We start from the raw sequence: 22,630 nt of genomic DNA, 5'->3' as shown, positions 1-22,630 counted from the left end.
TTAATCATTTCTAGAATGCTTTTTTAACATTATTTATAAATTATTATAAAATAAATTCATACATAATATATACTATTTATTTACTTAATTTAATAAATATCCAATTGTTACACTAAATACTAATATTTACTTAGTGTAACAAGGTTTGTCATCTAGTGTTATTGTTTGTTTGTATTTACCTTCCGTTTCAAAGATAACAATCTTATTTAAACCTTCTTTTAGAAGTGGAGCAGGTATGTATAAATAATTAGTAGGTCCTAGCTCCCAGAAACGTCCTAAATTAAATCCATTTATAAAAGCACATCCTTTGCCAAATCCTTCTGTGCTTAAGAAAGTATCTCCCTTTTCATCAACTTCAAACTCATACTCATAAAAGGCAGGAGTATTTTCTTTGTAGTACCCACTAAAATTAACTTTATCAACATTATCTAATTCAAGGCTGTAATGATCCCAACCAGTATGTAGATGCAAATCAAACATTACTCCGCCCTTAATTCCTTTTCTTTGAGATGGAGAAAGTAAGCTACCTCCATAGTTTATTCTTCCTAAGTTTTCAACTAATATATCCATAATATTATCATCTTCTTTATCTAAAGATATAGGCTGATTAGTACCTATGAAGTTTTCTTTATATAGTGTAGAGTGATGATTTTCATTAACAAATATTTGAGCTCTATCGTCCATACCAATTAATTTAAATCTTTCTAATGTATTTCTTTTTCCAACATTAGCTCTATATAATATGTAACCATAACCTTGATCAATAGCTTCCATATTTAAAGTATTTTCATTATAAATAGGCTTTGCTAAAGTATCTAAAGTACTAAATAAACTTACCTTGTTAGTTAATTTAAATTCTCCATAATTAATCTTCTTAATGTCCGTAGTAAACTTAACTTCAGGTATTTCTGTGAAGTTTGAAATAACATCTTTAAACTTATAGTATTTTTCAGTAAACTCACCATACTCATTTAATAAAGCATCATAGTCATATGTAGTAGTCTGAGGGTCTATACCATCGTGATAGCTACATCCATTATAGAAGCCAAAGTTTGTTCCACCATGATACATATAAATATTAACATGGCCAATATATAGTAAGTCTTTTAGTTCATTGGCTGCATCCTCAGCATCTCTTCTTTTAAACTCGCCACCCCAGTTATTAAACCATCCAATCCAAAATTCCATGCACATTAAAGGCCCAACTATATCATTTTCTTTCATAAAATCACTAAGAGCGCCTATCTGTTCCTTAGATCTAGAACCAAAGTTAGCAGTAGGAAGCACTCCTTCATCTACTAGAGTACCTGCTTCTAAAACCTCTTTCCATCCTCCATCAGATGTAAACAGTGGGACTTCACATCCATGCTTTATCATAAGATTTTTTATGTTTTTTAAATAATTCTTATTGTTTGAAAAAGAACCATACTCATTTTCGACCTGCATCATTAAAACTGGTCCACCTTGAGTTATTTGTAGAGGCTTTATATAATCAAATAATTTATTAAAGTATCTATCAACAGCACTTAAGAAGATATTACAGTTACTTCTAACTCTTACATAAGGGTATTTTAAAAGCCAAGCAGGAAGTCCTCCAAACTCCCATTCAGCACAAATATATGGAGTTGGTCTTAAGATAACATAAAGTCCCATGTCTTGTGCAAGTTTAGTAAATTTAACAAAATCTTTTTGGCCTTCAAAATCAAAAACACCTTCCTTAGGTTCGTGAAGATTCCAAGGTATGTATGTTTCAACAGTATTACATCCAAGAGCTTTTAATTTTTCTAGTCTATCAACCCAGTATTCAGGAACTACTCTAAAATAATGTAGAGCACCTGATATTATTTTTATTTTATTATCGTTAATGTAGAAATCATCTCTTATATGAAATTTATTCATTTTATAATCCTCCTAGTGACTAAAGTATATACCTAAATTAATAAGCAATTAACATGCCAAAGTAACAGTATGACACTTTTTAAGTAAAAATCTAAAGTGTCATATATATAAGGAAATATATTTTTATATATAGCACACGTAACAGTTGAAAATGCTTAATTTAAAAAAGAATTTCATTTTTAGTTTATATGGCATAAAAGTTGCTTTTAAAATAAGTATATATATTTAGGAGGATGAAGTATGAATAAAATTAGGAAAAATAAAAAGTTATATACAAAGCTTACGGCTGTATTATTAGCCAATAATTTTATACTTGCAACACCTATGACGATTATGGGATATAATTCACCTAATGCTAGTATAGCTAGCTCTGAAAATAGTGAATACAAACTATTAGATTTAAATGGCGACTTTGAAGAATTACATACAATAACAGATTCATTTGCTTCATTTTGGAAGGACGGGACAAAGCCACAAAAATGGGATATAAGAAAACACTCTAGCTCAACAAATGATATGCTAGGAGAAATAATAACAGAGGATGTTAAAAGTGGTGAAAAAGCAGTAAAGATAAACTTAAATCAATCAACTGGATTTTTCCAAACTGAAACAAATATAGTTGGGGGTAAAGAGTACGAGATAAGTAGCTGGATAAAGGCTCAAGACTTAAATACTAACTGTAGCAATACTTCTCACAAGGCTGTGGCTTTAAGAGTTGAACATATTGATTCGAAGAACAATGTGTTAAAGAGAACAGATTTACATACAATATCTGAGACTACAGATTGGAAGGAATATAAAGCAAGTATAAAGGCTGAAAAAGATGCGGTAAAGCTTAAATTAGTCTTGGTATTTGATACAGGATTACACACAGGAGTGTCAGGGTCTGTAATTGTAGATAATCTTACAATAGATGAAAAAGAAATTATACCAACAGGCATAACATTATCAACATCTAATTTGGAAATTACACCTGGTTCTACAGGCAAAATAGACTATGAGATTTCACCTATAGAAGCAAGTCAAGAAGAGATTGTTTGGACAAGTAGTGATGAAAATATATTAGAAATAAATAATGGAGAATTTAAAGGGATAAGTGAAGGAGAGGCAACTGTTACTGCAACACTTAAAAATTATCAAAACATACAAGCTCAGTGTAATGTAAAAGTTAGTAATGAAATAAAAATTGATAAAGTAGAGTTTGAAAAAGATGAGATACATCTAGATAATGGAAAAAACTATATAATAAAAACTAAGGCATTTCCTAATTATGCGACTGAAGAATTTTCTTTAGAAATTGATAATGAAGATATAGCAGTAATAAAAGATGGAGTAGTTATAAGTAGAGGTGTCGGGAATACGTTTATCGTTGCTAAAAATAGTAGTGGAGATGAAGTTGGTAGGTTTAATTTAGTTGTTAATAATTATAAAGAAGATATATACGATGAGTTAGCACAAAAGATAAAAAACTCTCTAGTACCAAACCACTTATTATCAGTAAGCAACGAAGATGATATGAATTCAGTAAATAATATAGTTAATAAAGCTAAAGATTACTGGACAACTATGAACAAGGATGAAAGTAAGAATTATCTTTGGGAAGACCTAAAAGATTCTACAAACTCTAATAACATAACTAAAAGCTTTGAAAGATTATTAGAGATGGCCAAGGCTTACCATTTAGAAGGCTCAGATATAAAGGAAAATATTGATTTAATGAAAGATATTACATATGGAATAGATTGGATGATGAAAAATAGATACAACAAAAGTTACTACAATAATTGGTGGGATTGGCAAATAGGAGCACCACAAAAATTAACAGAGCTTATGGTTTTAGCTAAGGACTATATTACATCAGAAAAGATAAATGAATATGTGGATATAATTTCATTTTATGTACCAAATGCAAGAGACCAATGGCAAGGCAACACAACTAAGCCAGGAGTTATTGCTACTAAAACTACAGGTGCAAATAGATTAGATATGTGCCAAGTAATGATTTACAAAAGCATATTAGGAAAGAATAGTGAAAAGCTTGAAGAAGCTAGTGTAGATGTTCTTCCTGAATTGAAGTATGTAGCTAGTGGTGACGGTTTTTATACTGATGGATCAATAATTCAACACGGTGCATTACCATACACAGGAACATACGGTGCAATACTTTTATCTGGAATAGGTAAGGTAAATTATATGCTAGAAGGTACAGAGTGGTCACTTCCTGATGAAAAGGTTGAGATGATTTATGATGTTATAGAAAAATCTTTTGAACCTCTAGTGTATAAGGGACTTATGATGGATATGGTAAGTGGAAGATCTATATCAAGAGCTACAGGCCAAGATATTAATAACGGTGAAGGCGTTATGAAAAGTATTGTAAAATACTATATCCCAGCTGCAGATAAAGAAAAATCAGAAGAACTAAAAAGTATGGTAAAGTATTGGATAAAAGAAAATGATGCTAAAGATATACTTAAAAATACTAACGATTTAGAATTTAAAGTAATGGCAAATAAAATAGTAAATGATAGTTCAGTCTCATTAAGAGGAGAGCTAATAGGCCATTATAACTATGCAAATATGGACAGAATGGTACATAGAAGTAAAGGATTTGTATTTGGAACTAGTATGTATTCAACAAGAACTTATATGCACGAAGGTAATATGAATAAAGAAAACTTAAAGGGATTTCATACAGCAGATGGTATGACTTATTTATATAATGGAGATTTAGAACAATACTCAAAAGGATTCTGGCCTACAGTTGACCCTTATAGATTGCCAGGAACTACAGTAGATACATTAAAGTTAGCAGATGGTGCAGGAGGACAAAATTCAAGAGGAAGCCAAGATTGGGTTGGTGGAAGTGCTATAGATAAAAAGTACGGAGCATATGGAATGTACTTAGATAAGTCCAAAGATAAAGGTTATGTTATGGATTTACAAGCTAAAAAATCTTGGTTTACATTTGATGATGAAGTAGTTGCTTTAGGTGCAGGAATATCAAGTTCTAAGGATAGAAATATAGAAACAATAGTAGAAAATAGAAGATTATCAGAAGCAGGAAATGAAGAATTTACAGTAGATGATAAGGCAGAAATAAAAAATATTGGAGATCAAGAATCTAAGCAAGAAGTAAGCTGGGCACATATAAAAGGAAATAAAGAAAATACTGATATAGGTTATTATTTCCCTTCTAAAGCAAGTGTAAATATACTTAGAGACCATAGAGAGGGTAACTGGCAAGATATAAATGGAGCTCAAGCAAACAAAGTTGAAGAAAATAACTTCTTAACTATGTGGATTGATCATGGAGTTAATCCAAGTGATGCAAATTATTCATATGTATTACTACCAAATAAATCAAGTAAAGAAGTAAAATATTACAATGAAAATCCAGATATAGAAGTATTATCTAACACAAAGGATGTACAAGCAGTAAGAGAAAATAAATTAAAAATTACGGAAGCTAACTTCTGGGAAGATAATAAAAGTATTGATTTTATATCAGTAGATAAGAAATCATCTGTTATGGTAAAAGAAGAAAATGGAAAGTTAAAAGTCTCATTATCAGACCCAACTATGAAAAATAATGGAGTAGTAAGGGTTACACTAGATAAAGAAATTGAAGGTGTAATTTCTAAAGATGAAAGAGTAAATATAATAGAGTCTTCAGATAAGTTAATTTTAGAAATTAATGTAGCAGATACAAAAGGAGCCTCTATAGATGCAGAATTTAAAATAAAAGAAGTAAAAGAGTTAAAAGCACCTACTAATATAAAAGTGGATTATAAAAATAAGAAGAAAATTACTGTAACATGGGATAACCCAAACAATAAGAAAGATGTTAAGTATTATGAGATTTATATAGACGGCAAATTAAGAGATAAAGCTAATAATGAAAAAATACAATTAAAGCTAGACAACGGTGAATACATATTAAATTTAGTATCAGTAGATAAGAAAGGCAACAAGTCAAACTTTAGTGAGAATTTTACTATAAAGTTTTAATATATAAGCTTATATATGAGTTGAAAATATTTATAAAAAGTATTTTCAACTCATATTTTTAGATATAAAATAAAATCTTAGAGATATATGGTAAATTATGTATTTATGCAATTTTAAGGGTTATAAAAAATATTTTTATGGGGAGTAAGTATGACTAATAGAGAAAAAATTCAACAAAAATTAAAGCACTATACAGAACTAAATATTAATAAAAAAAGTAACATAGGAGTAACAGCAAACGAGATAGCAGAGTCATTAGGGTTACAAAGAAACGTAGTAAGCCATTACCTAAATGAGCTATGTAAGTTAGGGGTAGCAATAAAAACTAATACTAGACCTGTGTATTTTTGGGACACAGAGATGATAAATAATTTACAAATCGAGGAAGAAGAGGATGAGAATAAGGATCCATTTATAGATTTAATAGGAGCAGATGGAAGCCTAAAAGATCAAGTAGAACAGTGTAAGGCAGCCGCAATATATCCTAATAATGGACTACCAATAACTTTGACTGGAGATAGTGGGGTAGGTAAAAGCTATATTGCATCATTAATACATCAATATGCCATATACAAAGAATGTATAAAAGAAAAATCTCCATTAGTTACATTTAACTGTGCAGATTATGCAAACAATCCGGAGTTATTATCAGCAAATTTGTTTGGCTATAAAAAGGGAGCATTTACTGGTGCAGATAAAGATACACCGGGGTTAATTGAAGCTGCAAATGGAGGATATCTATTTTTAGATGAAGTACATAGGCTAGGTAATGAAGGACAAGAAAAGCTTTTTTTATTTTTAGATCAAGGTAAATTTAGAAGGCTTGGTGAAACTGACAAATGGAGAAGTGCAAATGTAAGATTTATATTTGCTACTACAGAAAACCTAGATGAAGTACTATTAGATACATTTAGAAGAAGGATACCAGTATTTGTAGATATACCAAGCTTAGATAAGAGAACAATTTCTGAAAGATTGAACATGATATATAACTTCTACTTAAAAGAATCAAATAAAATAGACAAAGATTTAATAATTCATAAAAATGTAGTTAATGCACTTCTATCTATAAAGGGCAAAGGAAATATAGGTCTATTAAAAAATATTATTGTGAGTAGCTGTGCTAATGCTTATAGAAATAATTTGGATATAGAGGATGGCATTTTACAAGTAAATACTAATGATATTTCAAGTAACTTCAAAAATTCATTTAAAATAGAAAAAAATGTTTATCATGAAAACTTAAAAGTAATAAGAAAAGAAGATAAGTACAGAAAGGTAATAATAAAAAGTATAGACGAAAATCACAATATAAAAGAAGCATTTAAAAATATTAATATAGCAATCAACTCAGTTAATAAGGGTGAGATTGATGATGAAAAATTTAAGAAGACAGTATTATCTCATATGAATAAGATATTAAACGATATAGCTTTTAATAAATCTAAAATACAATCTGATATTATAACCTATGAGTTTATAGAAAGAATAGTAGAAAATGCACTAGAGTATATTAGAAAAAACTATGGTATAAAGTACAACGGAAGCACAACAAAGCTAATTTCATCTTCAATTATGGTATTAAAAGATATTAAAAGTAGTGACTTTATGACACTAAATGAAATTAAAAAATGTGATGAAATATTAAAAATAAAGATTCCTCAAAGCTATATAATAGGAAACAAAATAGCATCAATAATAGAAGAAAACCTAGAGTATGAAAATAAGTACATTTTAAGATTATTCTTATACTTATATATAAATAGTTTTAGAATAAATGAAGTAAAAAGGTGTAATGCAATAATAGTAGCACATGGTTTTTCAACGGCTAGTAGTATAGCATCAGTTGCTAATACTATGTTTGAGAACTTTGTATTTGAGCCATTTGATATGCCAATGGATACTCCTGTATCTACTGTAGTAAAAAACGTACGAGATTACCTTCAAAATGTTGACACTAAAAAAGGAACGATAATACTTGTAGATATGGGTTCGCTAAATCATATATACAAAGAGTTAAAAAGTGTAGTAAAGGGTGACCTAGCAATTATAAACAACATATCTACTCAATTAGCTATAGATGTTGCAAATAAAATAATAAACAAAGAAGAACTAGAAGATATTGTAGTAAAAGCATCTGAAAACAATAAGACGGAATACAAATACTACAAATCAGAAACCAAAAAGAAAGCAATAATAGTATCTTGTATATCTGGAATAGGTACAGCAGAAAAGTTAAAGGAAATAATGACAAAATGTATAGGTGATGCTGACATAGAGGTTATAAGCCAAGATTTTAATGCTATAAAGTATGACAGTGATGATAATAAGGTATTTAAACAGTATGATGTAAAGTTAATAATAACGACAGCTAAAATAGAAAGAGACGATGTAGAAGTAATAGAGATGCAAAATCTTATAAATAATGAAGGTGAAGAGAAGATAGAAAAAGCATTAAGCGGAGTGGTTAAAGAAAAAGGTATAGTAGAAATTAAAAAAGATATATTAAAATTATTTTCTCTTCAAAATATATTAAACCAACTTACTATACTAAATCCTAATAAAGTTATAGAAGAAGTTGAAAAAATAGTATATAGCTACGAGTATGAGCTAAATATGAAGTTCCCAAATGATTTAAAATTAGTTTTATTTATACATATAAGTGTTATGATAGAGCGTTTAGTACTGAGAGATGAAGTAAAGTCACATCCAAATGAAGATAATTTTGTAGAGTGTCATAGTGACTTCCTAAATGTGTCTAAAGAAATATTCAAAGAAGTACTAAAAGAATACAGGGTGTCATTACCACTTGGTGAAATCGTTATTATACATGAGATGATTACTATGAGAATGCAAAGAAAATAGGTGTTACAGAAAGTTGGCACGGCACTTGCTAATATAAATATAGTAGGAGGTGATATTGAAAATGTACAATATTTTATTAACTAGCCACAGTGAATTATGTATTGGGTTACTACAAGCTGCACAAATGATATTGGGTGATACGGATGAAGTTGAGTATGTGGTACTTGATGAAACTGGAATAGATAATTTCACTAAAAAACTAGATGAAAAAATATCATTATTAGCATCAGATGACAAAGAGCTATTAATATTAGTAGATATATTTGGTGGAACTCCATTTAATCAATCTATGATTAGAGCGCAAAAGCAAGAAAATATAAGAGTTGTCTCAGGAGTAAATCTAGCCATGGTTATTGAAGCAATAATGAATAAAAATAAAGAAATAGATGAGGCTTTGAATAATATAATATCATCTACTAAAGAATCAATAGTTCAAGGAATTATATGTAGGGAACAATTAGAAGCTAACGAATAGGGGGAATTAAAATGGAAATAGGAATAGGTCAAATAATAGCAGTTACATTATTTGCAGTTATAGCTCAGTATGATGGTTTAAATACAGGATTTGGATTTGCAAAGCCTGCAGTAGCTGGAGGTATAGCTGGTTTATTAATGGGAGATATGCAAACGGGTCTTTTTGTAGGGGGTACACTAAACCTTTTATCACTTGGAGTAGGTAACTTCGGTGGAGCAGTAATACCTGATTATACAAGTGGAGCAATATTAGGGGCAGCATTTGCTATAATGTCAGGTCAAGGTGGAGAGTTTGGTATAAGTTTAGGTATACCAGTAGCATTACTACTTACTCAGTTAGATATATTAGCAAGATTCTCAAATACTTTCTTCCAACAAAAAGCAGATAAGTATGCTAACGAAGGAAATATAGAAATGATAGAAAGAATGAATATTTTAGGACTTATACCATGGGCTTTATCAAGAGCAGTACCAGTAGCTATAGGTTTATACTTCGGTTCAGATTTAGTACAAATGATAGTTGATAATGTTCCTATGTGGTTAATGGGAGGACTTAAAACTGCTGGAGGAATAATACCAGCTTTAGGGATTGCTATATTATTAAAATACTTATCTATAAAGAAATATGTAGCATATTTATTTATTGGATTTGTGTTAGCAGCATACTTAAATGTACCTATGTTAGGAATCTCATTTGTAGGATTAGCTTTAGCAATGTTAACATTTGAAAGAAGAAAAGAAACTACGGTTGTATTTGCAGGTGGGGGGGATAACGAAGATGAGTAATAAAATAGATAAAAAAACGATGAATTCTGTTTTTAAAAGATGGTTATTTGGTGTACATACTTGTTGGAATTATGAAAAAATGCAAGGTTTAGGATTCTGTTATGCAATGATACCAGCATTAAAGAAAATATATAGAAATGACGAAGAAGGATTAAAAGAAGCAGTAAAAAATAATATGCAATTCTTTAACACTAATGCATCAACTGGGTCTGCAATAGTTGGAGCAGCCCTAGCATTAGAAGAGCAAGGACCACAAACAAGAGAAGCAGTAACCGCTATAAAAACTGGTTTGATGGGACCATTAGCAGGTGTAGGAGATACATTATTTGTAGTACTTCCAAACACTGTAATAGGATCAATAGCAGCATATATGGCTCTAGAAGGTCAACCAATAGGAATATTCTTATGGATAGCATTCAACTTATTAAGACTATTTTGCATGAATAAGTTTATGACTTTAGGTTATGAAAAAGGAAGTATGTTAGTTGGAAGTATAGGTGGACTGCTAAAGAACTTAACAGAAGCTGCAAATATACTAGGAATAACAGTTGTAGGTGCACTTGTTCCAAGTGTTTTAAATGCTAAGTTTGCACTAGAGTGGCAAAATGGAGAAGTATTGTTTAGTCTTCAAGAAATAGCTGATAAAGTAATGCCAGGACTAGCACCAGTTGCTATAGTTGGATTTACTTATTGGTTATTAGGTAGAAAGAAAATGACATCTACAAAAGCAATATTTGTTTTAATGGGTCTAGGAATAGTATTATATAACTTAAAAATATTAGCTTAGAAATTAAATATACAATTAAAAGGGAGATTAGATATGAAAGGTATAATACATATAAGAATAGATGATAGATTAATACATGGACAAGTTGCAACTAGATGGTCAACAGGACTTGGTGCAACTAGAATAATGGTAGCTAATGATCAAGTAGCAGCAGATGAAATGCAAAAGAATATATTAAGAATGGTTGCTCCTCCAGGAATAGCAACATCTATAATAAGTAAAGAAACTGCAGCTAACAATATATTAGCAGGAAAATATGCAACTCAAAAGGTATTAATAGTATTAAAAAATCCTATGGACGCGCTAGATTTAATTGATAGAGGACTAGAAATAACTGATATAAATGTAGGTAACATGGCAAAGCGTGATGATACGACTCAAATTAAAAAATCTATAAGTGTTACAGATGAAGAAGTAAAAGCATTTAAATCACTTATGGACAAAGGTGTAAACTTAACTGCTAGAATGGTTCCAGATGAGCCAGAAACATTATTATCAAAATACTTAGCGGAAGCTGGTTTATAAGATTAACTTTAGATAATGGGAGTCCTTTTGGGGCTCCTATATTTATAAAGAATTATCAAGGAGGCAAAATATGAAAGCAGTAACATTAGAAGGTATAAATATAAAAGATAGCTTAAAAGATGTTAAACCTTTAGATAAAGATGAGATTGAAAGTGCATTAGACTTTATTATAAAAAAGATAGATGAGAATCTAGATTTATATACATACAATTTTCCAAGTGCTTGTACAACAAATAACGTATATAGGACTAAGGGGAATGATGATTGGACTAATGGTTTTTGGACCGGTATGTTATGGCTAGCATATGAATATACAAAAGATGAAAAATATAAAAAAGTATTAGATATTCATATAGAAAGCTTTGAAAAAAGATTAGAAGAACATTTTGTACTAGATCACCATGACATAGGATTTTTATATTCATTATCGACAGTAGCTGGTTATAAGGTAACAGGAGATGATAAATGTAGGGACGTATCAATAAAAGCAGCATACAAACTACTAGATAGATATCATGAAGATGGTAAGTTTATACAGGCATGGGGGAAGAAAGGTGACCCTAAAGAATACAGATTAATAATTGATTGTTTATTAAATCTACCACTACTTTATTGGGCATATGAAGAAACAAAAGATGAAAGATTTAAAACTGCTGCTGATACACACTTTAACACAGCAATAGAAAATATTATTAGAGAAGATGGATCATCATATCATACATACTACTTTGATATAGATACAAAAGAGCCTACAAAAGGTATTACACATCAAGGATACTCTGATGAATCTAGCTGGGCAAGAGGGCAAGCATGGGCAATATGCGGTATGCCATACAATTATAGATACAGTAAAATAGAAGAATCTAAGTACATATATGAAAGAGTGTTAAATTACTATTTAAATAGACTGCCTGAGGATTTAATTTGTTATTGGGATTTAGTATTTAAGGATGAAGATAAAGAGCCTAGAGATTCATCATCTGCAGCCATTGTAGTCTGTGGTATTTTAGAAATGAATAAATATATGGATGATTGTGAAGAAAAAGAAATATACACAAAAGCAGCACACAAGACACTAAGAAATCTAATAGAAAACTATACAAGTAAAAATGAAGAAAATGCTAATTGTGTATTATTACATGGTGTATATTCATGGCAACATAACAAAGGTATAGATGAGGGGAACTTATGGGGTGATTATTTCTACATGGAATCACTAATGAGATTTCACAAAGATTGGAACTTATATTGGTAAATTATAATGGGCTATCTCAATAGATATTGAGGATGCCCTTTATTTTTAGGGGGAGACATTATGAAAAGTATACTTGATATTATAGACTTAAATTACATAGGTATTGAAAATATAAAAGAAAACTACGAAAAAGGAAATATTGAAATAGCAAGGAAAGAATTAATAAATTATTTTAGGAAAAGAAATAATGTACACGGATTTTTAGGTAATAAGAAAGAACTAGCAAATTTTATTAACACAAACAAAAGAGAAGAGTGTAGGAGTATATTAAAAACTGCTGATGATTTTTCAAATAACAAAATAATTTATGACATGAAGTGGGATATGGAAAGATGTAAAATACCATACCATTTTGAAAAAGAGATAGCATGGGACTGTATTCCATATGGTGATCCAGAATGGACTTATATGCTTAATAGACATAGATATTTTATAACTTATGGTCAGAGTTATTTATTAACCAAGGACAAAAAATATATAAAAGCATTTGCTACTCAGATAAAAAGCTTTATAGATTTTTCAAATGAAAAGGGAGAAAGTAATAAATTAATATGGAGAACTATAGAAGCTGGCCTAAGGTGTAGAAACTGGGTAAAAGCTCTAGATTATATGATTGATAGTGAGTATATAGAAGATAGTTTAATAGAAGATATATTAATTAGTATATATAGACATATGGAGTATATAAATAATTCTACTAAGGAAGATAGACTTCTAAGTAACTGGGTTATATTAGAGCAACATGGTATATTCATTGCAAGTACATATTTTCCAGAGTTTAAAATATCACAGAAGTTAAGAGATAAATCCTTAAGAGTAATACAAGAATCTTTAGAGATACAAATATTAGAAGATGGACTTCAATGGGAACAATCATATATGTATCACAATGAGATGTTAAATTGTATGTTAGATGTATCAATAATAGCTAAGAGAAATAGCATTGAGATAAATGATGAAATAAAAGAAAAAATCAAGAAGATGGCTTATGCAACACTATCTTTTGCAAGACCTGATTATAAACAAAGTAATTATGGTGATAGTGATGAAGAAGATTTAAGAGATATTTTAGGGCTATCATCTATTGTATTAGAGGATGTTTTTTTTAAGTATTTAGTAGAAGAATTAGATATAGAAAGTATATTTAATATAGGTTTGGATGGAGTAAAGATATTTGAAGATTTGTCTAAAAGTGAGCCTACTTTTAAAAATATAGCACACGAGTCATCAGGAAATTATATTTTAAGAAATAAATGGGGAGAAGATGGAGTATATACTTTCTTCAAATGTGGTCATATAGGTAGTGGTCATGGTCACTTTGATCTTTTGCATTTTGATATAAACTACAAAGGAGAAAATTATATAGTAGACAGTGGTAGATATAATTATGGTGAAGAATGTAAATATAGAGCGTTACTAAAAAAAGCTGTAAGTCACAATACAATTACTGTAGATGATAAAGAATTTACTGATGCAAAAGGTTCATGGGGAAGTAGTAAAGTAGCATATCCTATAAAGCGTGATTATAAATTTGGTGAGGAAATATCCTTTGTAGAAGGTTCACACTTAGGTTACTTTGACTTGGGAGTTTTTACTACAAGAAAAATTATTTATATTGCTCCAAGTATATGGATAGTAAGCGATGAATTTATATCAAAAGGAAGTCATAGATACAAAGCCTATTTCAATTTTGAAAGTGATAGGCTTAGCTGTGAAAATAATAAATTAGTGTATAAGGGTGATAATGGAAGCTTAAATATTATTCCGCTGAGTGAACAAAGTATTAGTATTGAAGATGGATTTATATCAAAGGAATACAATAGTATTTATAAATCTAAAAAAGGTATTCTGGAAAGAAAATATGACGGCAATATTAGCTTAAATACAATTTTACATATAGATGATGAAGTGAAAATAAAAAATATCGAATATGTAGATATACTAAATTGGAGAAAAGAAGTACTAGATAGCCAGTATGCAGAGGCTATAAAAATAATATTAGAAGATAAAATATATATAGTAGTGATTGTTCATGATGAAGAACCAAGAGGACGAAGAAATTATACTATTGAAGGAATATCTTTTTATGCAAGAGTAGGAGTAATTAAGATTGAAAATGATACTGTAACAAAAGAAGTATTAGCTCACTAGAGTTGTGTAACACTTTATTATAACTTGTGTCATACTCTAATAATAAAAAATATAAATAAACGTTGATATTGCATAGTATTATACCTAGATTAACCTATTACAATGATATGGCATGAAAGTTGCTAATATATAAGTATAAAATATTAGGAGGTTAAAAAATGAATATAAGATATGCAAATCATCCACAAGATTCAAAGAAATATACAACAGAAGAATTAAGAGAGCATTATTTAGTAGAAGAAATATTTAAAGCAAATAAGATAGATTTAACATATAGCCATGTAGATAGAATAATATTTGGTGGAGCTATGCCAGTAGGAGAAACAATAAAATTAGAAGCTGGTAAAGAAATGGGAGTTAACTACTTCTTAGAGAGAAGAGAAATGGGAATCATCAACGTAGGAGGTCAAGGGGTAGCAATACTAGACGGTGTTGAATATGAACTAAAGGGACAAGATGGTTTATACATAGGTATGGGAACAAAGACTATAGAGTTTAAGTCAGTAAGTGAAGAAACTCCAGCTAAGTTTTACATAAACTCAGTACCAGCACATAAGACTTATCCTACAGTAAAAATAGATATAAATGAAGCGCAACCAGTTAGATTAGGAGACAACTCAACATTAAATAAAAGAACTATATATCAATATGTTCATCCAAATGTATGTGAAAGCTGTCAATTATTAATGGGTATGACTATATTAGAAGAAGGTAATGCATGGAATACAATGCCTTGCCATACTCATGAAAGAAGAATGGAAGTATACTTCTACTTCAATATGGAAGAAAATACAAGAGTATTCCACTTTATGGGACAACCAGAAGAAACTAGACATTTAGTTGTAAAAAATGAAGAAGCTATAATATCTCCTAGCTGGTCTATACATTCAGGAGTTGGTACAAGTAATTATACATTTATATGGGGAATGTGTGGTGAAAACCAAACATTTGATGATATGGATGCAGTTGAAATGTCAACATTAAGATAATATATAAAGGGGGATAATAATAATGAGTAATTTACAAGAATTTTCAATGGATTTTTTTAGATTAGATGGAAAAGTTGCTATAGTAACAGGTGGTAATACAGGAATAGGTCAAGGATATGCAGTAGCTTTAGCTAAAGCAGGTGCAGACATAGTAATAGCTGCATATGATACTGATTGGGATGAAACTAGAGAAATGATTCAGTCAGAAGGAAGAAGAGTCGTATTTGTACAAGCTGATTTAACTAAAGTTGAAGACAGAAAAAATGTTGTTGATACAGCAATGAATGAATTTAATAGAATAGATGTATTAGTAAACAATGCAGGAACAATAAGAAGAGCGCCACTTCTTGAGTACAAAGAAGAAGATTGGAATGCTGTTATGGATATAAATTTAAACGCAGTATACTTCTTAAGCCAAGAGGTTGCTAAAGTAATGGCAAAGCAAAATAGCGGAAAGATAATCAACATAGCATCAATGTTATCATTCCAAGGAGGTAAGTTTGTACCACCTTACACAGCTAGTAAACACGGAGTAGCTGGAATAACTAAAGCATTTGCAAATGAATTAGCATGCCAAAATATACAAATAAATGCTATAGCACCAGGATATATAGAGACAGCAAATACAGCTCCTATAAGAGCTGATGAAAATAGAAATGCAGAAATATTAGGAAGAATACCTGCTAATAAATGGGGAGCACCATTTGATTTAATGGGAACTGTAGTATTTTTAGCAAGTAGAGCATCTGATTATGTGAATGGACATATATTAGCTGTTGATGGTGGATGGTTAGTTAGATAATTAAAAGTTAAATAATAATATTTACCTAAGTATGTTATTTGTGAATAAATAATGTACTTAGTTTTTTTTTATTAAAAAATTATATTTAGCCTAGATGACAGATATGAATAAGTCATAGAATAAATTATGATTATAAATAGCTAGTTAATAATCTTATAACATGTTATGATTGATTCAGTTTGGTTGTATAAATGTTTAAAATAGTTATTTATTGGTATATAATTATTTAGAATAAATATCAATGAACTATATCATAAGTAAAATAATAAATATTATGTAATTGATTATGTACTTAAAGAAATGATATAATCCAAAAGAATATTTAAAAATTTATATAATATATGGAAGGAATCGTAGTATGAAAAAACTATTTAAATTATTAAGTTTATCAATTTGTATAGTAATGATGGGAATATTCTTTGTAGGATGTAGCAAAGGCTATTCTGAAGAGATAAACTTTCTTAACTATGGAGAAAATATAGATGAAGAAACTGTAAAACAGTTTGAAAAGCAATACGATATAAAAGTTAATATTGAAACTTTTGATGATATGGAAACAATGTATCAAAAGATTAGCAGTGGGGGCGTAAAATATGATGTTATTTTAGTATCTGATGCTTTGATGACAAGAATGATTGATAAAGATCTTGTTCAAGAGTTAAACAAAGATAAAATATCTAATATATCTCAAATGGATGATGATTACTTAAACCTAGAAATAGATCCAGGTAATAAGTACTCAGTTCCTTATATGTTTGGTACAGTAGGACTTATTTATAATAAAGATGTAGTAACAGAAGAAGTAGATAGTTGGGATATATTATGGAATGAAAAATATAAAAATAAAATTTTTATGTTTGATACTTATAGAGATACAATGGGAGCTGCTTTAAAGAAGCTTGGATATTCTCTAAATTCAACTAATGAAAAAGAAATCGAAGAAGCTAAAGAACTACTATTAAGTCAAAGAAAATTAGTAGATCCAATATATGGTGTAGATAATGGAACTACAATGATTCCAGCAGGAGAATCTGATATAAATATGATTTGGTCTGGAGAAGGGTTAAACCTTCAAGCCGAAAATCCTAATTTAGTTTATGTAGTACCTAAAGAAGGCGCAAACTTCTGGATTGATAGTTTATGTATACCTTCTAATGCTAAAAATGTTGAAGGAGCTGAAAAGTTTATAAACTTTGTAAGTGATAAAGAAAGTGCACTTCGAATAGCTGATGAAATAGGATATACAACACCAAATAGAGAAGCCAGATTAGAACAACCAGAGGAAATTAGAAATAATCCTAACGCATATATGCCTAAAGAGATAATGGATAGATGTGAAATATATGTTGATTTCCCTATGGATGTTAAGAAAATATATGATGAAGCATGGATAAACATAAAATCAAATAACTAAATAAAAAAAGAAAGGCTGATAATTAAAGCCTTTCTTTTTTATAAAAATTAACTCTCTATACTACTTTTGAAATGTATAGCTATATAAGAACACATCAAGATTAGCATCTATCGAATTAAAATAAATTTCTTTTTCATTAATACGATTGAAATTATTATTATCATAAAAACCATAATTACATCTAGTATCTGTATATAAATACAGTGAACTTACACTCATACTCTTCATGTAATCAAATAAATCAGAAACTAAAGTTTTTCCAATACCTAGACCTCTAGATTCTTGAGATACAATGAATAGTTGTACACAACCTTGGAAGCTATCCTCTTTACCAGAAATAATTTCTTTATAAGTATCTTTAATTATAGAAAATTCTTTAATTAACATTTTATCTTCTTTACTAGACGCAAGAAGTTTTGTGCAAGCAGATAAAAAGCTTAAATTATTATGAAGTTTTTTTAAATTGTTTTTATCATTTTTAGCACTGCCTAAAATAATGCCAATGACATTATTATTTTTTACAGCAACTCTAGAAAAAGAGCTATCCATAATACATCCATGTAAATAAGTGCTTAGGATAGCATCTAAAAGTTTTTCATTTTTAATAAAATCAGAAAATCCAAATGCTTCACAAATAAGTTCCTTAATACGACTATAGTCATTTCTAGATAATTCTCTGTATATAACTTTTTCCATATTCAAGTTAATATTCTCCTTTTATTTAATTTACAAATTAATATTTTGTTGCAAATATCTTATAATGATAGTAAAGTATCCCCTAAAGGTAGAGTCAACGGAAAATTAAAAAATATAAAAGGACGTGTAATCATGAATAATTTATTTTCTATAGGGGAAGTGTCTAAAATAAAAGGAATTACTATAAAAGCTTTAAGATATTATCATAAAATGGGTATACTTATTCCGAAATATATAGATGAATTATCAGGTTATAGATACTATTCAATAGAACAATTTATTTATATAGATGTCATAAAAGGATGTAGAGAATTAGGGACAAGTATTTCAGAGCTTCAAGAAATATTTAAAGATTGTGATACTAATAAACTACTTGAATTTTTACAGAATAAAAGAATTGAAGCACAAGACAGTATAAATAAAATGAAAGATATAATAAAAAATATAGATACTCTAAATGATAGTGTACAATATTCCAAAGATATATTATCAAACGAAGAGATTGATATAAAGTATTTTGATGATAGATATATAGTTGTAGCACCTTGCAAAGAGTCGGGAAGTTTAAAAGAATTATTATATTACTCAGCACTAGAGAAAGTGATAAAAGAAAACTATATAGAAGTGAATATGGATAGAGGAATTATATATAATATTAAATCAAATGAGACTGTAGAATCTTTATATGTTTTTAATGCAATTAAAGATAATGATAATTTAGAACTTAATGATAATATAAAAGTTTTGACTAAAGGCAATTATTTAGTTTTGTCATATAGCAAAGAAAATGAAGAAGATAAAAGACAAAAGTTATTTGAATATATAAAAGATAATAACTTAAAAGTAAAAAGCTTTATAGAGTTTGAGCTATTTAATGATTTCTTTAATATAGACTCTTATAGCTGCCAAATTCAAATACTTATAGAAGATAATATGAGTTTAAAGATATAATAAAAATTAATTAACGAGAAAGCCATAATTTGGCTTTCTATTTTTATGATTATTTTATTAGATTTTACTGGAAAAATAATATAATGCCGACGAAAAGTTACAGCATTGTATATAAAACTACATTTTATTTACAATGAAATGCCTAAATGATAATATTATAAATATATATAAAGAATGTATCAAATTTGACTTTGAAAGGTATAGTAAAAATGAAAAAAATGTTTAAATTCTTATTAGGTTTATTTTTAATTTCGGCAATAATAGCTTTAGGAATGTTTGTAGTTTGGTGTGTTTTATCAGTAATTGTAGTAAGATTTTTACTTAAATCAAAAGGACAGTACAAAAGTACTAAAGATTTTCTAGGTGATGGGAAAAATATAATAGCAATAATAGCTGCTGTATTGTTACTTGTTGTAACGCCTATATATTTTATTAATTCATCAAAAGAATATGACAAAGAGCAAAAAATAAAGCAAGAACAACAAGCAATAATAGATCAACAAAAGCAAGAAGAAGCAGATAAGAAAACATATGAAAAAGAAAGAGCTAATGTATTAAAAGCTAAATCTAGACTTAAAAAAGAGATAAAAAATGGTAGCAATGTTGAAGATGGAGTTGTACTAACAGACTCAGAAATTGAAAAGTACGATATTATAGATGAAGAAGTAATAAAGTTTAACAAAGATGTAGAACAAGCTATAATAGATATTCAAGATGAGAATATGGCAGAAAAATACAAAAGTGAAGCAAAGAAATATGTTAAAGAAAATATAGAGAGTTCACTACATCGTATGCAAGGTTCTACATACGAATATAATCATGATAGAACTATATGTACAGTAACAGGATCATACAAAGGCAAAAATATATACGGAGTAAATATAAGAGGTGAATATGTAATTGATTTTGATACCTCTTCTGGAGAAATGATTAACAAATTTATTGGAAATGAAAAAGCAATAAGTTAATATATGAGCTTATTTATATTATTAGTAGGAAGAATAAATCTTCCTACTTTTTTATATACTCAAAATTATATATTGACTCTTATAATATGCTAGGTTATACAATAGGATTAATATAATAAAAACTGTATCACATTGAAGATTAAAAACATAAAATATTGTAGAACTAAAAGTTTTTTTAGTTCAATTTGTATAAAAATAAAGAGGAGATATATTAATGAAATATCTAGTAATACTTGACTCTGGTCATAATGAAAAGGTACAGGGTAAGCAATCACCAGATAAATCACTAAGAGAATGGGATTTTAACAATGCCATGCAGTATAAAATAAAGCCAAGATTAGAAAGTCATGGAATAAGCGTATACTTAACTAATCCAAGTCCATCAGGAAAAGACGAAATAGGTCTTAGCACAAGATGTAATCTTGCAAACTCATACTGGCAAAAGCAAGGAAAGCCTACAAGCTTATTTGTATCCATTCATGCAAATGCACATCTAACTGAGTTTACAAGTGCTAGAGGAACAGAGACTTATGTAGCAAGTAATGCTAGTACAAATTCTAAGACAGCTGCAAGGTTTGTTCAAGATGAAATATTCTCAACTCTTAAAGGTATAGATAATAAAGCACTTAATAGAGGTGTTAAAACGGCAAACTTTACTGTAATCTATAAGACTTCAATGCCTTCTATATTAATAGAATATGCTTTTTATACTAATAGAGAAGATTTAGCACTTCTTAAAAATAATAAAGATAATATGTCAGAAGCTACTGTAAAAGCAATCTGCAATTACTTTGGAATAAAATATGAAAAAGAAGAGTCCCCCATAGAAAATAAGAGTACATTTTATAGAACTGTAGCAGGAAGCTATATTTATAAAGGAGTAGCAGCCAAAAAGGTTGAAGAATTAAAGGAAATGGGAATGGATGCTTTTATTGATGTATTTGCAAAAGATGGAAAAAATTATCATAGAGTAATTGCAGGAAGTTACAATGATAAGAATAATGCACAAAGGCAAGTAAATGTGCTTAAGAAAAAAGGATACGATGCTTTTGTAGCAGTTTATAATAAATAATAATTAAAAAGCTTCTAGGTAGATAAGCTACTTAGAAGCTTTTTATAATCTAAACAATATTTACAAAAATACACTATATTCACCATTAGTCAGCTATAATTAAACTAGAATAAATTTTTAGTATATACATACAGAAATTTAGAGAATGCTATTTATTTATAAATCATATTATTAAATAGATATAATATGATTTAATTTTCATTTTTAGAAGTAGTTTGACTTAAAAAAGGGGGCTTTAAACGAAATATATATACTATTAGATGTAATTTTTAATTAATTAAGTATTTATGTTCATAGGAGGGCTTATGAAAGTACATGTATTAATTTATGAGGGTTTTACAGAGTTTGAAGTTATTTTAGCGAATTATTTTGTTAAAACAAAAGGGGAGATAGTAGCAGTAGGACTGAAAGAAGATATAATAAAATCTTTCGAGGGATTTTGCATAAAACCAGATATTGCTTTAAAGGACGTAAATTTAGAAGATGTAGAAGCGTTGATAATACCAGGTGGAGATCCAGATGAATTATTTAACTGTAAGGAATTAAAAGAAGTACTTGTTAAGTTAAACGAAGATAAGAAACTAATAGGTGCAATATGTTCAGGGGTTATACACTTAGCACAAGCAGGTATACTTGATAATAAGAGGTATACTTCGAACCTTAATATGAATGATAACTTTATCTTAAAAAACTCTACATTAATTAATGAAAATGTATCTAGAGATGAAAATATTATTACAGCAAGACCTAATGGGTATGTAGATTTTGCTATTGAGATTGCGGAGTATCTTGATATTTTTGAAGATGAAAATGACTTAAGGGAAACTATAGAAAACTTCAAGTATTTTAAGTTATAGTAGATTTTATTAGATGAGCTTACATAGGCGTTAAAAAGCTTATATAGTAATTTATTAAGATAGAAATAGATATTATTATATAAAATAATTATTAAAAAGAGAAAGGCTATAATCTTTGAAATAGAGAC

At 28.8% G+C, this 22,630-nt stretch carries 17 protein-coding genes; 15 read left to right on the top strand and 2 right to left on the bottom strand.

Going from position 1 to position 22,630, the window contains the following annotated elements:
- Window positions 1-126: 126 nt before the first annotated feature.
- Window positions 127-1,899: a glycoside hydrolase family 35 protein gene (locus tag CHL78_RS01435; protein WP_094367729.1), complete on the bottom strand. Its 1,773-nt coding sequence runs from the start codon at window positions 1,897-1,899 to the stop codon at window positions 127-129.
- Window positions 1,900-2,139: 240 nt separating this feature from the next.
- On the opposite strand from CHL78_RS01435, the gene CHL78_RS01430 reads away from it, so the two are divergent.
- From CHL78_RS01430 to CHL78_RS01380, 11 genes are all read left to right on the top strand, one after another.
- A complete protein-coding gene (locus tag CHL78_RS01430) occupies window positions 2,140-5,910 on the top strand; it encodes a polysaccharide lyase family 8 super-sandwich domain-containing protein (protein WP_094367728.1) in 3,771 nt (1,256 codons plus the stop codon).
- A 150-nt stretch (window positions 5,911-6,060) separates the two neighbouring features.
- Window positions 6,061-8,775, top strand: coding sequence for a sigma 54-interacting transcriptional regulator (locus tag CHL78_RS01425; protein WP_094367727.1), 2,715 nt, complete (start codon window positions 6,061-6,063; stop codon window positions 8,773-8,775).
- Window positions 8,776-8,836: 61 nt separating this feature from the next.
- Window positions 8,837-9,250 carry a PTS sugar transporter subunit IIA gene (locus CHL78_RS01420; protein ID WP_094367726.1) on the top strand — a complete coding sequence of 138 codons (414 nt, stop codon included), beginning with the start codon at window positions 8,837-8,839 and terminating at the stop codon, window positions 9,248-9,250.
- Between the two features lie 11 nt (window positions 9,251-9,261).
- Entirely contained in the window at window positions 9,262-10,035 is a 774-nt protein-coding gene (locus tag CHL78_RS01415; protein WP_094367725.1) for a PTS mannose/fructose/sorbose/N-acetylgalactosamine transporter subunit IIC, read from the top strand.
- Entirely contained in the window at window positions 10,028-10,822 is a 795-nt protein-coding gene (locus CHL78_RS01410; protein ID WP_243446348.1) for a PTS system mannose/fructose/sorbose family transporter subunit IID, read from the top strand. The genes CHL78_RS01415 and CHL78_RS01410 overlap by 8 nt, the downstream gene beginning before the upstream one ends.
- 33 nt (window positions 10,823-10,855) lie before the next feature.
- Window positions 10,856-11,347 carry a PTS system mannose/fructose/N-acetylgalactosamine-transporter subunit IIB gene (locus CHL78_RS01405; RefSeq protein ID WP_094367724.1) on the top strand — a complete coding sequence of 164 codons (492 nt, stop codon included), beginning with the start codon at window positions 10,856-10,858 and terminating at the stop codon, window positions 11,345-11,347.
- 70 nt (window positions 11,348-11,417) lie between these two features.
- Window positions 11,418-12,602 carry a glycoside hydrolase family 88 protein gene (locus CHL78_RS01400; protein WP_094367723.1) on the top strand — a complete coding sequence of 395 codons (1,185 nt, stop codon included), beginning with the start codon at window positions 11,418-11,420 and terminating at the stop codon, window positions 12,600-12,602.
- Window positions 12,603-12,662: 60 nt separating this feature from the next.
- Entirely contained in the window at window positions 12,663-14,753 is a 2,091-nt protein-coding gene (locus CHL78_RS01395) for an alginate lyase family protein (RefSeq protein WP_094367722.1), read from the top strand.
- 158 nt (window positions 14,754-14,911) lie between these two features.
- Complete coding sequence (kduI, locus tag CHL78_RS01390) at window positions 14,912-15,742, top strand: 5-dehydro-4-deoxy-D-glucuronate isomerase (RefSeq protein WP_094367721.1); 831 nt, start codon at window positions 14,912-14,914, stop codon at window positions 15,740-15,742.
- 22 nt (window positions 15,743-15,764) lie between these two features.
- A complete protein-coding gene (gene kduD, locus CHL78_RS01385) occupies window positions 15,765-16,544 on the top strand; it encodes a 2-dehydro-3-deoxy-D-gluconate 5-dehydrogenase KduD (RefSeq protein WP_094367720.1) in 780 nt (259 codons plus the stop codon).
- A 358-nt stretch (window positions 16,545-16,902) separates the two neighbouring features.
- Window positions 16,903-17,958, top strand: a complete 1,056-nt coding sequence (locus CHL78_RS01380) for an ABC transporter substrate-binding protein (protein WP_094367719.1) — start codon at window positions 16,903-16,905, stop codon at window positions 17,956-17,958.
- Window positions 17,959-18,018: 60 nt separating this feature from the next.
- Here the strand turns inward: CHL78_RS01380 and CHL78_RS01375 are convergent, their stop codons facing one another.
- Window positions 18,019-18,654: a GNAT family N-acetyltransferase gene (locus CHL78_RS01375; protein ID WP_094367736.1), complete on the bottom strand. Its 636-nt coding sequence runs from the start codon at window positions 18,652-18,654 to the stop codon at window positions 18,019-18,021.
- 132 nt (window positions 18,655-18,786) lie between these two features.
- Between CHL78_RS01375 and CHL78_RS01370 the strand changes: the two genes are divergently transcribed.
- The 4 genes from CHL78_RS01370 (at window position 18,787) to CHL78_RS01355 (ending at window position 22,502) form a co-directional block, all read left to right on the top strand.
- Complete coding sequence (locus tag CHL78_RS01370) at window positions 18,787-19,605, top strand: MerR family transcriptional regulator (RefSeq protein WP_094367718.1); 819 nt, start codon at window positions 18,787-18,789, stop codon at window positions 19,603-19,605.
- Between the two features lie 209 nt (window positions 19,606-19,814).
- Window positions 19,815-20,573, top strand: a complete 759-nt coding sequence (locus tag CHL78_RS01365; protein ID WP_147295789.1) for a hypothetical protein — start codon at window positions 19,815-19,817, stop codon at window positions 20,571-20,573.
- Window positions 20,574-20,787: 214 nt separating this feature from the next.
- The gene (locus tag CHL78_RS01360; protein ID WP_094367716.1) at window positions 20,788-21,645 is read left to right on the top strand and encodes an N-acetylmuramoyl-L-alanine amidase; all 858 of its coding nucleotides are present in this window, start codon (window positions 20,788-20,790) and stop codon (window positions 21,643-21,645) included.
- A 305-nt stretch (window positions 21,646-21,950) separates the two neighbouring features.
- On the top strand, window positions 21,951-22,502 hold the full coding sequence (locus CHL78_RS01355) for a DJ-1/PfpI family protein (RefSeq protein WP_158540611.1): 552 nt from the start codon (window positions 21,951-21,953) through the stop codon (window positions 22,500-22,502).
- Window positions 22,503-22,630 lie beyond the last annotated feature (128 nt).

The organism is Romboutsia weinsteinii (assembly GCF_002250835.2).
Taxonomy (GTDB): Bacteria; Bacillota; Clostridia; order Peptostreptococcales; family Peptostreptococcaceae; genus Romboutsia_A; species Romboutsia_A weinsteinii.
This window is presented reverse-complemented; position numbering and strand designations above follow the sequence as displayed.